Consider the following 14,326-nt stretch of genomic DNA (forward strand, 5'->3'; position numbering starts at 1 on the left):
GACCTGGAGGTCCGTAATGTCCAGCTCCCTGACCCCGTCCGCCCTGCGCGCCGCCCTCGACGGCACCGCCGACGTGCTGACCCCGGAGACCGACGGCTTCGACGCCGCGCACCAGATCCTGTTCGGCGGTGTCGACGCCGTGCCGGGCGCCGTCGTCCGCCCCACCGACACCGCGGGCGTCGTCCGCGCCGTCCGCTTCGCCGCCGACCACGGGCTCGAGCTCGCGGTGCGTTCTGGCGGGCACTCGGCCCTCGGGCGCGGTCGGGAGGACGGCGCGCTGGTGCTCGACGTCCGCGGCCTCGACGCGGTCCGGGTCGACCGCGCCGCCCGGACCGCGACCGCCGGAGGCGGGGTCACGGCCGGCGTCTACACCACCGCGACGAGCGAGCACGGGCTCGTCACGCCCTTCGGCGACACGGGCACCGTCGGTGTCGCCGGGATCACGCTCGGTGGCGGGGTCGGCTTCCTGTCCCGTCGCCTGGGCATGACCATCGACTCGCTCCGCGCGGCCGAGGTCGTCACGGCCGACGGTCAGGTCCGGGTCGCCTCCGCCGAGTCGCACCCCGACCTGTACTGGGGCCTGCGGGGCGGTGGCGGCAACCTCGGTGTCGTCACGGAGCTGACGTTCGACACCTACGAGCTCGGCACCGTGGTCGGCGGACCGCTCGTCCTGCCGGCGACACCGGCCTCCGTGGCCGGTGTCATCTCCACGCTGCGGGCGGCGCCGCGCGAGCTGGCGGCCATCGTCATGGTCATGGTGGCCCCGCCGATGCCGTTCTTGCCCGAGGAGGTCCACGGCAGGCTCATCGCCATGGTCAACCTCTGCTGGTCCGGCGACGTCGACGACGCCGAGGCGGCCGTCGCGCCCCTGCGTGCGCTCGGCGAGCAGGCGGGCGGGGTGATCGCCGACATGGTCGCTCCCGGCCCGTACCCGGGGCTGCTCGTCGGCCCGGAGGGACCGCCCATGGCGATGCGCAACCGCTCGTTCTTCACCGACGACCTCGACGAGCCCGCCGCCGCCGACCTCCTGGCCGCCCTGGAGTCGAGCACCGCCATGATGCGGGCGGTGCAGCTGCGGGTCCTCGGCGGCGCGGTCGCCGACGTCCCGGTCGACGCCACCGCCTTCGCCCACCGCGACGCCGCGATCACCGGCGTCGTCGCCGCGGCGGAACGGACGTCCGTCGAGGTGGCCGAGCACGCCGACTGGATGTCCGGCCTCGCCGACCGGCTGCGGGCCGGTCGGTCGGGCGCGTACGCCAACTTCGTGCCCGACGGCGACCCGGCGCGGCTCGCCGACGTCTACCCGGGCGACACCGGGCGCCGGCTCGCGGCGGTGAAGAGGACGTACGACCCGAACAACCTGTTCCGCGGCAACCTCAACGTCGAACCGGCTCAGGCCTCCTGAGCCGCCCAGCCGGTCCACCCGCCGACGTGCACCCGGACGGCGGGGCCGGTGGGGCGTCGCGCGCGGTACGGCGGGCACCGCCGCTACGACCGCATCGCGTCGATCTCGTCCCGACGCAACCGTACGAGGCGGTCGACCACCTCGTCGGGCAGCGGACGGTCCGGCCGGAAGCCGACCGAACCCTTCGTCACCTGGAACCCGTCCAGGTCGGTCACGAGCGCCTCGATCACGGGTGGGCTGAACGGGTAGACGCTCACGTGCTTCTTGGTCCGCATCACGCTGATCAGAGGGCTGTCCCGGTACCGCAGGGCCGGCATGCCGTAGCTGGTGCCCTCCTCGGCCTCGGGCACGATCTCGTGGGCCCGGGCGAGCAACCGGCCGACGGCAGACGCCTCCGGCTCATCGAGGGACTCGACGTACTCGCTGACCTCACCCATGCGCCGATCGTAGGCGACCGCCTCGCGGCTCGCCGGTCCGACGGCGAGCCGCTCAGCCCTCGACCGGGTCGGTGACGACCAGCATGAGCACCAGGCCGGCGAGGATCACGGCCACGATGGCCAGTACGCCCCAGATCGTGGCACCCGTCAGGGCGATGACGATCCCCCACAGCGCGGGCGTCAGGAACGACACCGCGCGACCGGTGGTGGCGTAGAGGCCGAAGATCTCCGACTCCTGACCGGTGGGCGTCAGCCGGGCCAGGAACGACCGCGAGGCCGTCTGCGCGGGCCCGACGAAGCACGTCAGGGCCAGTCCGGCGACCCAGAACACGATCCCGCCCAAGGACTGCAGCGCCACGACGACGGTCCCGCAGGCCACCAGCGCCGCGAGCGACCACAGGATGACCCGGCGCGCCCCGAGGCGGTCGTCGAGCCGCCCCGCGGCGATCGTGCTCGCGCCCGCGAGCAGGTTCGCGACGATGCCGAAGATGATCACCTGGTCGTCGGAGAACCGGAACGACACGGCGGCCACGATCGCCCCGAACGTGAACACCCCGGCCAGGCCGTCGCGGTAGACGGCGCTGGCGAGCAGGAACCAGAACGTGGTGCGCGACGTGCGGAACAGGCTGACGACGTCGTGCCACAGCTCGACGTACCCGGCGAAGAACCCCACCTTCGCGCGGTCGCCCGCGGGCGGCGCCTCGGGGACGTTCCGGAACAGCGGCCAGGCGAACGCCACCGCCCACAGTCCGCAGCCGACGGCGATCGCCCGGTACCCGAGCCCGTCGTCGGTGGGCATCCCGAAGAAGTCGAACGCCTGCGCGACGACGACGATCAGCAGGGCGACGATGCCGCCCACGTACCCGAGGCCCCAGCCGAGGCCCGAGACCTTGCCGATGGTCCGCGGCGTCGAGACCTGGGTGAGCATGGCGTTGTAGTTCACGCCCGCGATCTCGCTGGCCACGCTGCCCAGCGAGATCAGCACGGCACCGAGCACGAAGTAGGCGGGGTCGGCACGGACGAACCCGAGACCGAACATGCAGACCACCAGCAGGACGGTGCCTGCCGCCAGCCAGGCCTTGCGTCGGCCGGTGACGTCGGCCCGGCGTCCCAGCACCGGCGCGAGCAGCGCGACCAGGACCCCGCCCACCGCGATCCAGGCGCCCAACGAGCTCGTCAGGCCCGCGAGCGCCCTGGTGTAGGCCGGAGCGTCCTCGCCGAGCGCCACGACGGCCGGGTCCAGGAACGAGTCCTTCGTCAGGTACAGCGCGGTGAACACGAACGTGAGCACCACGGTGTTGAAGGGTTGGGTCGCCCAGTCCCAGAGCGCCCAGGACCGCACCCGGCGACGGCGTTCGGCCAGCGGCAGCGCGTCGAACGGGTGGGCGGAGTCGTGGTCCGACGGCTTCGTCGGCGTGGCGTCGCTCATGGGCGCCGAGTCTGCCGCATCCAGGTGGACGGCGGGTAGCGCCGCGCTGTCGTCGCGCTCGCAGGGCGCGGAGCGCGGTCGGCGGCGTACGGTACCCCCGTGCCAGCGCTCCCCCCGGTCCCGCCGCCCGACGAGCTCGACTGGGAGCCCGACCTGCTGCTCGACGGTTTCGTGTCGGCGCGGCTCGGCCCCGCGACGCTCGTGCGTCGCGCTGACGGCCCCGCCGCGCCGCGCGGCGCGGTGCTGCACGTGCACGGCTACAACGACTACTTCTTCCAGGACCACCTGGCCCAGGCCCTCCACGAGGCGGGGCACGTCTTCTACGCGGTGGACCTGCGGCGCGCCGGGCGGTCGTTGCTGCGCGCCGCTGACGACGCCGGTGCCGAGGCGGGCATCCCGCCGCACTTCACCACGTCCCTGCAGGAGTTCGGCGGTGACCTGGACGCGGCGCTGGCGCAGGTTCGTGCCGCCGAACCGGGGCTGCCGGTGGCGGTGCACGCCCACTCCACCGGTGCGCTCACCACGTCGATGTGGTCGCACGCGCGGGGACCGGCCGGGCCGGACGCCGTGGTCCTGGACTCGCCGTTCCTGGACCTGGCGGGCTCGTGGCTGTCGAGGCAGGTCAACACCGGTGTGCTGGGCGTGCTCGGCCGGTTGCGTCCGCTGGCGGTCGTGAGCACCCACCCCTCGATCTATGCCACCTACCAGCACGTGGACAACGGCGGGCGGTGGTGGTTCGACACCCGCTTGAAGAAGCCCGAGGGCCAGCCTGCCCGGGCCGCGTGGCTGCGTGCGGTGCGGCGCGCCCAGCTGCGCCTGGCGCGCGGCCTGGACATCGCCTGCCCGGTGCTGGTCGCGCGGTCCTCCGCCTCGGGCCCGGACAGCCCTGACAACCCTGGTCTCGATCGGCAGGACACGGTGCTCGACACCCGCCAGATCTCTCGGCTCGCGCGTCGTCTCGGCCCGGACGTGACGGAGGTGGTCGTCGACGGCGGTGTGCACGACCTGGCGCTCTCGGCGGACGGTCCCCGTCAGCAGTACCTCGAGGCCGTCGGACGGTTCCTCGCCGAGCGGCTGCCGGCGGTCGCGGCATGACCGGTGCCCTGCCGTCCCGGCACCCGTACTTCGGCAGGCCGGGTGGCACCGGGCCTGCGCCCGTCGCGGCTCTGGCGCACCGTGGTTTCTCCCACGGGCACGAGAACCTGGAGAACTCGATGGCGGCCTTCGCGGCGGCCGTCGACCTCGGCTACCGGTACGTGGAGACCGACGCCCACGGCACGCGCGACGGCGTCGCGGTCGCCCTGCACGACGAGTCCCTGGACCGCACCACCGACGGTTCCGGCCTGGTGGCCGACCTGCCGTGGGACGAGGTCCGCCGGGCGCGGATCGGTGGCACGGAGCCGGTGCCGCTGCTGACCGACGTGCTGGGCACCTGGCCCGGGCTGCGCGTCAACATCGACATCAAGGGCGACTCGGGCATCGAACCGGTCGTGGCGGCGATCGAGGCGACGGCGAGCCACGACCGCGTGTGCGTCACGTCCTTCTCGCCGCGCCGCCGTCGGGCCGCGCTGGATCGCTTGTCCCGGCCTGTGGCCACCAGCGCGGGGCGCGGTGAGGTGATCGGGTTCCTGGTGGGCGCCCGGGCGGGGCTCCGCCCGGTGGTGGGACGCGCGCTGCGGCGGGTGGACGCCCTGCAGGTGCCGGTGGTCGAGGACCGCGTGACCGTCGTCGACGCGCGGACCGTGGCCGCGGCGCACCGGGCGGGGCGGGCCGTGCACGTCTGGACGGTCAACGAGCCGGCCGAGATGCACCGGCTGCTCGACCTGGGGGTGGACGGGCTGGTCACCGACCGTGCCGACCTGCTGCGCGACGTGCTCCGCGCCCGCGGCCAGTGGTGACCGCGCCGCGCACGGGTCAGGCGCCGAGCTGGACCGGGACCCCCGTGTTGCCCGACGGCGGCTCCTTCGAGATCTCCGCGTAGGCGGCGGCGAGCACCGTCGGGTCCGGCCCCTCGAGGCGGACCGGTCGGCCGACGTCGTCCAGGACGACGAAGCGCAGCAGGTCGCCGCGGGCCTTCTTGTCGCGGCGCATCGCCGCGAGGAGCTGGTCCCAGCGGTCTCCGCGGTAGGTGGTGGGCAGGCCGACGGTGGTGAGGATCTCCCGGTGCCGCTCGACGACGGCGTCGTCCAGCTTGCCACCGAGCCGGCCGAGCTCGGCCGCGAAGACCATGCCGACGGCCACGGCGGCGCCGTGCCGCAGCTGGTAGCGCTCGACCAGCTCGATCGCGTGCCCGAGCGTGTGGCCGTAGTTGAGGATCTCCCGCAGCCCCTGCTCGGTGAGGTCCTCGGACACCACCCGGGCCTTGACCCGCACCGAGCGCTCGATGAGCTCGGTCAGCACGGCCCAGGTCTCCTCGGTCGCGTCGGCGCCCGCCCACTCCCGCAGTCCGTCAGCGTGCTCGGCGACCAGCTCCAGGATGCGCTCGTCGGCGATGAAGCCGGTCTTGATCACCTCGGCCAGGCCGGCTACCAGGTCCCAGCGGTCGAGCGACTCCAGGGCTGCCAGGTCGCACAGCACGCCGGCCGGCGGGTGGAAGGCGCCCACGAGGTTCTTGCCCTCGGCCGTGTTGATCCCGGTCTTGCCGCCCACCGCGGCGTCGACCATGGCGAGCAGCGTGGTCGGCACGTGCACCACCGTGATGCCGCGCAGCCAGGTGGCCGCCACGAACCCGGCAAGGTCCGTCGTCGCGCCGCCGCCCACCGCCACGATCGCGTCGGAACGCGTGAAGTCGGCCTGTCCCATGACCTGCCAGCAGAACGCGGCCACCTGCGCCGTCTTCTGCTCCTCGGCGTCGGGCAGCTCCGCGGCGAACGCCTCGTAGCCCTGGGCGACCAGGTCCTCGCGGACCGCCTCCCCGGTGGCCTCCAGCGAGGCGGGGTGCATGACCAGCACCCGGCGCACGTCCGGGCCCAGGAGTCCGGGAAGCTCCCCGAGGAGGTGCCGTCCGACCACGACGTCGTAGGGCCTGTCGCCGTTCACCGTCACGCGGACCGTCATGCCTGTACCTCCTGGTGGATCGTCTCGGCCATCTCGTGCGCTGAGCGCCCGTCCGAGTGCACGCGCAGCGTGGCCAGCCGTTCATAGGTGGGGCGGCGGGCCTCCATGAGCTCGGCCCACCGCGCCCGGGGGTTGCCGACGAGGAGCGGCCGGGCCTGGTTGAACCCCACGCGCGGAGCAGCCTGGGCGAGCGACACGTCCAGGAAGACGACGACGCCGCCGCCCGCCGCGTAGCCGGCCAGCGCGCTCTGGGTGTGGGAGTCCATCACCGCGCCACCGCCGAGAGCCAGCACGCCCGGGTGCATGGCGAGCGCCGTCGTGACGGCCTCGCGTTCCAGCGCGCGGAAGTGCGGCTCGCCATCCTCGACGAAGATGTCCGCGACACTCTTGCCCGCCTGCTCCTCGACGTCGGCGTCGGTGTCCCGGAACCCCGTGGACAGCCGCCGGGCGAGAATGGTGCCGACCGTTGTCTTGCCACTGCCGGGCGGGCCGATCAGGACCAGGCGTGGCTGTGCCTCCGTCATCGCAGCAGCTCCGGGATGGACGCGAGGTAGGCCTCGGCGTTGCGCCGGACCTCGGCCACCGAGTCGCCGCCGAACTTCTCCAGCGCGGCCTGCGCCAGCTCGAGCGCCACCATCGCCTCGGCGACGACGGCGGCCGGCGGCACGGCGCAGACGTCCGAGCGCTGGTGGTGGGCCGTCACGGCCTCGCCGGTGGCGACGTCGACGGTGGCCAGGGCACGCGGCACGGTGGAGATCGGCTTCATGGCCGCCGAGACGCGCACCACCTCGCCGTTGGACATGCCGCCCTCGATGCCGCCCGCCCGGTTGGAGCGACGCCGGATCCGGCCGTCGGCGTCGCGCTCGATCTCGTCGTGCGCCGCCGAGCCGCGACGCTGCGCCGTCCGGAACCCGTCACCGACCGCGACACCCTTGATCGCCTGGATGCCCATGAGCGTGGCGGCCAGGCGCGCGTCGAGACGGCGGTCGGAGTGGGCGTAGGTCCCGAGCCCGGTGGGTACGCCGTAGGCGAGCACCTCCACGACCCCGCCGAGCGTGTCACCGTCCTTGCGGCACGCGTCGATCTCCGCGACCATCGCCTCGCTCGTCGCGGCATGGAAGCAGCGCACCGGGTCGGCGTCGAGCGCCGCGACGTCCTCGGGCGTCGGCAGGTCGGCGTCCTCGGGGACCTCGACGGGACCGATGGACGTCACGTGGCTGACCAGGCGGACGCCGAGCGCCTGCTCCAGGAACTTCGCCGCAGCCACGCCGAGCGCCACCCGCGTGGCCGTCTCGCGGGCGCTGGCGCGCTCCAGCACGGGGCGGGCGTCGTCGAACCCGTACTTGCGCATGCCCACCAGATCGGCGTGACCGGGACGGGGGCGGGTCAGCGGACGGTTGCGGGCGATCTCGCGCTCATCACCGGTACCGGCGTCGACCTTGAGCGCCTCCGGCGGGACCGGGTCGGCGGACATCACCTCGACCCACTTGGGCCACTCGGTGTTGCCCACCTCGATCGCGAGCGGGCCGCCCTGCGTGACGCCGTGGCGCAGGCCGCCCAGGACGCGCACGGCGTCCTGCTCGAACTTCATCCGCGCGCCACGGCCGTAGCCGAGGCGGCGGCGGGCCAGAGCGTCCTGGATGTCGGAGGTGACGAGCTCCACCCCCGCGGGCAGACCCTCCATCACTCCCACCAGGGCCTGACCGTGCGACTCTCCCGAGGTCAACCAGCGCAGCATGGTCGCGATTCTTTCACGCCCGTCCCGGGCTCCGGGACGCGTGGCCGGATGCCGGACGTCGCGCCGGACGGTCCCGTCAGGCGGCCTCGGCGGTCAGCGCGCCCTGCAGGGCAGCGTCCATCGCGGCCACAGGGCCGGGACGGCCGGTCATGAGGCGGACCTGCTCGACGGCCTGGTGCAGCAGCATGCGCTCGCCGCCGACGACGGTCCCGCCGGGCGCGGCCCATGCCTGTGAGAGCGCGGTGGGTCGCGGATCGTAGACGACGTCCAGCAGCACGCCGGCCGGGCGGTCGCCGCGCCGGCGCAACGTGTCCGCCACGGGGTCGGCGGCGTGCGCGGGCATGGTGGCGACGACGACGTCGGCGCGGGCCAGGGCTGCCGGCGCGGCGACGGGCTCGAGCACCTCGAAACGGGGCGTGACACCCATGCGCTCCGCCGCCTCCTGCAGCCCGGAGGCCCGGGCCAGGCTGCGCACGAGCACGAGCGGGGTGGTGCAGCCGAGCTCGCCGAGCGCGGCCAGCGTCGAGGCGGCGGTCGCTCCCCCACCGAGCACGACGGCGTCGCGCACCGGCGTACGCCGGGTGCCGTGCCGCTCTGCCAGCCCCTCACGGATCGCCTCGACGAGCCCGTGGACGTCCGTGTTGGTCCCGGTCAGCGTGATGCCGCCCTGCGACGGGCCGATCAGGACGGTGTTGACGGCACCGACCGCCCGAGCCAGCGGGTCGACGTGGTCGACCATGTCCATCACGGCGTGCTTGAGCGGCATGGTCACGCTGAGGCCCGCCCAGCTGAGGTCGAGTTTCTGCACGACGTCCGGCAGGCGCTCGACCGTCGTGTCGACGGCCGTGTACTCCCAACCTTCCAGACCGAGGGCGTCGTAGGCGGCGGTGTGCAACACCGGGGACAGGGAGTGGCCCACGGGGTGGCCGATGACGGCCGCGCGTCGGGTCGCGGTCATCGTCAGTTGTTCTCCGCCTGCCAGGCTTGATACTCGGACTTGAACTGCTCGAACTCGGAATAGTTGTCCGTGAACTTCGTCTCGCCAGTGTTCAAGTTCACGGTGACGTACCAAATCCAACCACCTTCGGGCGGATCGATGACCGCCTCGACCGAAGCCACGCCAGGATTGCTGATCGGCGTCGGCGGAAGACCGACCTGCTGACGAGATGCGTAGGGAAAGTCGCTGTCGTTGAACTCCGACACGGTGATCTGGTCCGCGGGCTTCTGGCGTCCGTAGGCGTCGACGGCGTCCATGCCAAGCGGTGACCCTCGGTCGAGGCGGTTCTCGATCACTCGCGCTACCTCACCCCGGTATCCGTCAGGTGCTTCCTTCTCGACGATGGACGCCTTGGTCAGCACGTCCTGCCGGTCACCCTTGTCGACCCCCAGCGAGTCCAGCTCGGCCTTGGTCTGGTCGATCATCGTCGACAGCAGGTCGGTGACCTCGTCGTCGGGCTGCACGTTGTAGGTCTTGGGGAACAGCCAGCCCTCGGCGTTGCCGTCGGCCGCCTTGGGCAGCCCGATGGCCTTCGGGTCGGCCAGCGCCTCCTCGATCGCCTCGCGCGAGAACTCCGTGATCGACGCGACGCGGTCGACAACCTGCTCGACGGTGTAACCCTCGGGGATCGTGACCTCGGTCTCGACCTTCTCGTTCGTCAACAGGGCCTCGACGGCACCCGAGGCGCTCATCTGCGTGTGGAGCTCGTAGGTGCCCGGTTGGATACCCGCGGCGCCCGGCGCCGACTCGAAGGCGTCGTTGAAGGCGCCGACGCTGGCGACGACGTCCGCCTCGGCGAGCACCTGTCCCATCTGCGACCCGGTCGCCCCCTCGGGGATGACGACTTGCACCGGGTCCGCGCCAGGACCCTCGTAGTCCTCCGGCGCACCGTTGAACAGCGCCAGGTCGAAGCCGTCCAGCGAGCTGCTGAGCCGGTCCCAGAAGATGTAGCCGCCGGCTCCCAGGAGGCCGAGCAGGACCACCATGATGACGGCGGTGCGCTGCTGGCGACGGCGCCTGCGCTTGCGTGCGGCACGCTTGCTCGCGGAGGAGCGGGCCCGCGACGGGGGTGCCGTCGGGCGCTGTGCCGTCGAGGGCTCGAAGAGGTCCGTCACGCCGGAATCATCCTTCGGGTCGTCCGTGCAGTGGTCACCTGTCGCTCACGCATCGACGTGCTCGCCAGCCCGGTCCGCCGTGGTCCGCTCCACATCGAGTGCATGTTGCAGAATGATAACGGCTGCGGCCTGATCAATCACGGGTCTGTGCTGGGAAGTTTTCTTTCCTGCCGCCCGCAGGTGGGCGTGAGCCGTCACCGTGGTCATTCTCTCATCCACCAGGTGGACGGGGACAGGATCGATCGCGCGGGCGAGTCGCGCGGCGAAGCCTCGGGCGTCCGCCGTCGCCGCACCCTCGTGACCGGACAGGTGCCGCGGGAGCCCGACGTAGACGACCGCCGCGAACCTCTCGGACACCTCGTGCGCGATCCGGGCGATGTCGGGGGTGACAGCCGAGCCACCATCCGCTGTCGTCGGCACCTTCAGCACGCGCGGGACCGTCTCCACCGGGGTGGCGATCAGACCGTCGGGATCGGAGCCGGCCAGGCCGATGCGGGCCTTGCCGACATCCACACCGAGCCGGGCTCCGCGGGGAAGATCAGGCACCGACGGCCTCGCGCACCGCAGCCGACACGCCCTCGAGGGCCGCCGGCACGGCGGAAGCGTCCGAGCCACCCCCCTGCGCGAGGTCCGGCTTGCCGCCGCCGCCGCCGCCGAGGGTCTTCGCCGCGGCCTTGACGAAGTCACCGGCACGCAACCCGGCGTCGCGGGCACCGGCGTTCGTCGCGACCACCACCAGCGGGCGGTCGGCCGCGACGCCCGCCACGGCCACCACTGCCGGGTCCGCGTCACCGAGCCGGCCGCGCACGTCGAGCGCGAGCGCCCGCAGGTCGTCCGCGGTACCGACCGTGCCGGCGTCGTGCGCCACCACCCGGACCTCGCCGAACCGCGGCGCGTCGGAGGCCAGCGCGCCCGCCGCGGCCAGGAGCTGTCCCTGCCGCATCGCGGCAAGCTCCTTCTCCGTCTCCTTGAGGCGCGCGACCAGCGAGCCGACACGTTCCGTCAGCTCGTCGGGGCGCGCGTTGAGCATGCCGGTGAGCTGACCGACCAGGGCGTGCTCCTTGGCGTGGAAGCCGTAGGCGCCGTCGCCCACCAGCGCGTCCACCCGGCGCACCCCGGACCCGATCGAGGACTCGCCCAGCAGCGCCACGCGCCCGAGCTCTCCGGTGGCACGCACGTGGGTGCCACCGCACAGCTCGCGTGACCAGTCGCCACCGATCGAGACGACCCGCACGTCGTCGCCGTACTTCTCTCCGAACAGCGCCATCGCGCCCAGCTCCCGGGCGGCGGACAGCGACATCGTCGCGTCCGTCACCTCGAGGTTCTCCGTGAGCCGGGTGTTGACCCGCTGCTCGATCTCGGAGAGCACCGACGACGGCACGGACGACGGCGAACGGAAGTCGAACCGGATCCGGCTCGGCGCGTTCTCCGAGCCCGCCTGCGTCCGGTCCGGGCCGACCATCTCGTGCAGCGCCTTGTGGATCATGTGCGTCGCCGAGTGCGCACGGCTGATCGCCACGCGGCGCTCCGTGTCGATCGTCGCGGTACCCGGGTCGCCCAGGGTCACCGTCCCCTCGACCAGGCGGCCCCGATGCACCGACAGGCCCGCCACCGGGCGCTGGACGTCGTCGACCTCGACGATCGCGCCGGAGTCCAGCGCGATCGTCCCCTGGTCGGCGAGCTGACCGCCGGCCTCGGCGTAGAAGGGGGTACGGTCCAGCACGACCTCCACGTCCGCGGGCGCGGTGGCCGTCGGCTCCGGGACGCCGTCCACGAGGAGCCCCTCGACCTGCACCGCCGCCTGGACGTCGGTGTATCCCAGGAACTCGACCGGCGCGGCCAGGGCCTTCTGCAGCCCTTCGTAGGCACGCAAGTCGGCGTGCCCGGTCTTCTTCGCCAGGGCGTCGGCCCGAGCACGCTGCTTCTGCTCGGCCATCAACGAGCGGAAGGCCTTCTCGTCCACCTGGACGCCCTGCTCGGCGGCCATCTCGAGCGTCAGGTCGATCGGGAACCCGTAGGTGTCGTGCAGGCGGAACGCCTCGCCACCGCCCAGCACGGCGGGGCCGCCGTCGGACTCCTGCTTGGCCCGCGAGACCGCGGTGTCGAGGATCGTCGTCCCCGAGGCCAAGGTGCGCCGGAAGGCGTCCTCCTCGCCGTACGCCACGTCGCTGATCCGCGCGAAGTCGGTCTCGAGCTCGGGGTAGGAGGCCTTCATCGCGTCCTTCGACACGGGCAGCAGCGCGGGGAGCGCCTGGTCCTCGACGCCGAGGAGCCGCACGGAGCGCACCGCACGCCGGATCAGCCGCCGCAGCACGTACCCCCGCCCCTCGTTGGACGGGCTCACGCCGTCCCCGATGACCATGAGCGCCGAGCGCACGTGGTCAGCCACGACGCGCATCCGGACGTCGTCCAGACGAGCCTCCGGGGTGTCCGCAGCGTTGTACCTCTTGCCCGACAGCTCCTCCACGGTCGCGATGACGGGGTAGACCTCGTCGATCTCGTAGAGGTTCTCCTTGCCCTGCAGCAGGTAGGCGATCCGCTCGAGGCCCGCGCCCGTGTCGATGCTCTTGTGCTCGAGCTCGCCGAGCAGCGGGTAGTCCTTGCCCTGGCCCTCACCGCGCACGAACTGGTCGAAGACGAGGTTCCAGAGCTCCAGGTAGCGGTCGCCGCCCGGGTCCACGTTGCCGCCCACGGCCTCGGGTCCGTAGGCCGGGCCACGGTCGTAGTGCCACTCCGCGCAGGGGCCGGCCGGACCCGGCTGCCCGGTGTCCCAGAAGTTCTCCTCGCGCGGCAGGCGCACGATGTGCCGCGGGTCGATCCCGACACCCTTGGTCAGGGCGTCGTAGGCCTCGTCGTCCTTCTCCCAGATCGTGACCCACAGCCGGTCACCGTCGAGGCCGTAGCCACCGGCCGCCTGCTCGGAGGTCAGCAATTCCCACGCGAAGTCCACCGCCTCGCGCTTGAAGTAGTCGCCGAACGAGAAGTTGCCGTTCATCTGGAAGAACGTGCCGTGCCGCGTCGTGTGGCCCACGTTCTCGATGTCGTTGGTGCGCAGGCACTTCTGCACGCTCGCGGCACGCGGCCACGGAGGGGTCTCGGTCCCGAGGATGTAGGGGATGAAGGGCACCATGCCGGCGATCGTGAAGAGGATCGTGGGGTCCGGCGAGACCAGGGGGACGCTCGGCACGATCTCGTGCCCCTTCGACTCGAAGTAGTCGAGCCAACGCTTGCGGATCTCGGCGGTACGCATGATGTCCTTCGTGATGTGGTCGTTGGTGCCCGACGACGGTCGGGCAGGCCCTGCCAGGATTATCCCCCGAGGCGGGCAGGGCTCAGAACGAATAACCGAGCTCGTCCTCGTCGGCCGCGATCTCGGCCTCCGGGTCGGCGGTCGCGGCAGCCGACGACGGCGACGCGTCACGGGCCGCGTGGCGCCCGTGTGCCCCCTGGCGCGCGGCACGCACCTCGTCCGGGTGCACCTGGCCATCCGCCAGCAGTGCCGCCACGAGCTCCGCCTCGCGCGCGTCGCGGGCCGCACCGAACTCGGTCCGGAACGACGACAGGAACGTGCCGGTACGGCGAGACGCCGTCCGGCCGAGCTCCGAGGCGCGGTCGGCGACGGCCTCCGGGGTGTACCGCGCGACGACCCGGCGTCCCTGACGGACGGCGACGACCGTGATCGTGACGCCGACACCCACCCAGAACAGGCGGCGGATCACCGCACGTCACCGCCGTCGTCGGAGGACTGCCTCCGCCACGCCTTGCCGAACGCCTGCCGTACGCCGTAGGAGAACGCCGCCACCTTGATCAGCGGGCGTCCCAGGGTCGATGCGTACAGACCGGCGAGCGCCGAGACGTTCTCGCTCACCTCCGCCGCGGACGTCGTGATCGTGTCGACCTTGACCAGCTGCTCGTTGGTCGACGCGACCGTGGTGGCCGCCTCGTCCAGGATCGGCACGGAGTGCTCGGTCAGCTCGCGGATGGATCGCGAGGTCTCGTCGAAGGCTCTGCCCAGCTTCACGAGCGGGACGGCCAGGAAGCCGACGAGCAGCACGAACGCGAAGGCGGCGACCAGCCCTGCCACGTCCCCAGCGGACATCTGTCATCTCCTCGATCGGGTGCTGGGCCACCCTATCCGAGAACGACGG

At 72.6% G+C, this 14,326-nt stretch carries 14 protein-coding genes; 3 read left to right on the forward strand and 11 right to left on the reverse strand.

Annotated elements, in window-relative coordinates; all coding sequences use genetic code 11:
- Positions 1–16 precede the first annotated feature (16 nt).
- Positions 17–1,405, forward strand: a complete 1,389-nt coding sequence (locus tag ACH5HR_RS01625; RefSeq protein WP_416475898.1) for an FAD-binding oxidoreductase — start codon at positions 17–19, stop codon at positions 1,403–1,405.
- A gap of 83 nt (positions 1,406–1,488) precedes the next feature.
- Here ACH5HR_RS01625 and ACH5HR_RS01630 read toward each other — a convergent pair whose 3' ends face one another.
- Together ACH5HR_RS01630 and ACH5HR_RS01635 are read right to left on the reverse strand one after the other, a co-directional pair.
- Positions 1,489–1,842 carry an iron chaperone gene (locus ACH5HR_RS01630; RefSeq protein ID WP_416475899.1) on the reverse strand — a complete coding sequence of 118 codons (354 nt, stop codon included), beginning with the start codon at positions 1,840–1,842 and terminating at the stop codon, positions 1,489–1,491.
- 52 nt (positions 1,843–1,894) lie between these two features.
- Positions 1,895–3,271 carry an MFS transporter gene (locus tag ACH5HR_RS01635; protein ID WP_416475901.1) on the reverse strand — a complete coding sequence of 459 codons (1,377 nt, stop codon included), beginning with the start codon at positions 3,269–3,271 and terminating at the stop codon, positions 1,895–1,897.
- A 99-nt stretch (positions 3,272–3,370) separates the two neighbouring features.
- On the opposite strand from ACH5HR_RS01635, the gene ACH5HR_RS01640 reads away from it, so the two are divergent.
- Positions 3,371–4,366 carry an alpha/beta hydrolase gene (locus tag ACH5HR_RS01640; protein ID WP_416475903.1) on the forward strand — a complete coding sequence of 332 codons (996 nt, stop codon included), beginning with the start codon at positions 3,371–3,373 and terminating at the stop codon, positions 4,364–4,366.
- Positions 4,363–5,169 carry a glycerophosphodiester phosphodiesterase family protein gene (locus ACH5HR_RS01645; RefSeq protein WP_416475904.1) on the forward strand — a complete coding sequence of 269 codons (807 nt, stop codon included), beginning with the start codon at positions 4,363–4,365 and terminating at the stop codon, positions 5,167–5,169. The genes ACH5HR_RS01640 and ACH5HR_RS01645 overlap by 4 nt, the downstream gene beginning before the upstream one ends.
- 16 nt (positions 5,170–5,185) lie before the next feature.
- On the opposite strand, the gene aroB is transcribed toward ACH5HR_RS01645, so the two are convergent.
- The 9 genes from aroB to ACH5HR_RS01690 form a co-directional block, all read right to left on the reverse strand.
- Positions 5,186–6,328, reverse strand: a complete 1,143-nt coding sequence (gene aroB, locus ACH5HR_RS01650) for a 3-dehydroquinate synthase (protein ID WP_416475906.1) — start codon at positions 6,326–6,328, stop codon at positions 5,186–5,188.
- A complete protein-coding gene (locus tag ACH5HR_RS01655) occupies positions 6,325–6,852 on the reverse strand; it encodes a shikimate kinase (protein WP_402371740.1) in 528 nt (175 codons plus the stop codon). Before ACH5HR_RS01655 ends, aroB begins: the two co-directional genes overlap by 4 nt.
- Positions 6,849–8,066, reverse strand: a complete 1,218-nt coding sequence (gene aroC, locus ACH5HR_RS01660; RefSeq protein ID WP_416475908.1) for a chorismate synthase — start codon at positions 8,064–8,066, stop codon at positions 6,849–6,851. The genes ACH5HR_RS01655 and aroC overlap by 4 nt, the downstream gene beginning before the upstream one ends.
- 76 nt (positions 8,067–8,142) lie before the next feature.
- Positions 8,143–9,024 carry a shikimate dehydrogenase gene (locus ACH5HR_RS01665; RefSeq protein ID WP_416475910.1) on the reverse strand — a complete coding sequence of 294 codons (882 nt, stop codon included), beginning with the start codon at positions 9,022–9,024 and terminating at the stop codon, positions 8,143–8,145.
- Positions 9,025–9,026: 2 nt separating this feature from the next.
- Positions 9,027–10,178: an endolytic transglycosylase MltG gene (gene mltG / locus ACH5HR_RS01670; RefSeq protein WP_416475911.1), complete on the reverse strand. Its 1,152-nt coding sequence runs from the start codon at positions 10,176–10,178 to the stop codon at positions 9,027–9,029.
- A gap of 45 nt (positions 10,179–10,223) precedes the next feature.
- The gene (gene ruvX / locus ACH5HR_RS01675) at positions 10,224–10,691 is read right to left on the reverse strand and encodes a Holliday junction resolvase RuvX (RefSeq protein ID WP_402371733.1); all 468 of its coding nucleotides are present in this window, start codon (positions 10,689–10,691) and stop codon (positions 10,224–10,226) included.
- A 25-nt stretch (positions 10,692–10,716) separates the two neighbouring features.
- Positions 10,717–13,428 carry an alanine--tRNA ligase gene (gene alaS, locus ACH5HR_RS01680; RefSeq protein ID WP_402371732.1) on the reverse strand — a complete coding sequence of 904 codons (2,712 nt, stop codon included), beginning with the start codon at positions 13,426–13,428 and terminating at the stop codon, positions 10,717–10,719.
- Between the two features lie 82 nt (positions 13,429–13,510).
- Positions 13,511–13,897: a hypothetical protein gene (locus ACH5HR_RS01685; protein WP_402371731.1), complete on the reverse strand. Its 387-nt coding sequence runs from the start codon at positions 13,895–13,897 to the stop codon at positions 13,511–13,513.
- The gene (locus tag ACH5HR_RS01690; protein ID WP_416475914.1) at positions 13,894–14,277 is read right to left on the reverse strand and encodes a DUF948 domain-containing protein; all 384 of its coding nucleotides are present in this window, start codon (positions 14,275–14,277) and stop codon (positions 13,894–13,896) included. Before ACH5HR_RS01690 ends, ACH5HR_RS01685 begins: the two co-directional genes overlap by 4 nt.
- Between the last annotated feature and the right edge of the window lie 49 nt (positions 14,278–14,326).

This window comes from Isoptericola maris, from assembly GCF_048065335.1.
Classification (GTDB): Bacteria; Actinomycetota; Actinomycetes; order Actinomycetales; family Cellulomonadaceae; genus Isoptericola; species Isoptericola rhizosphaerae.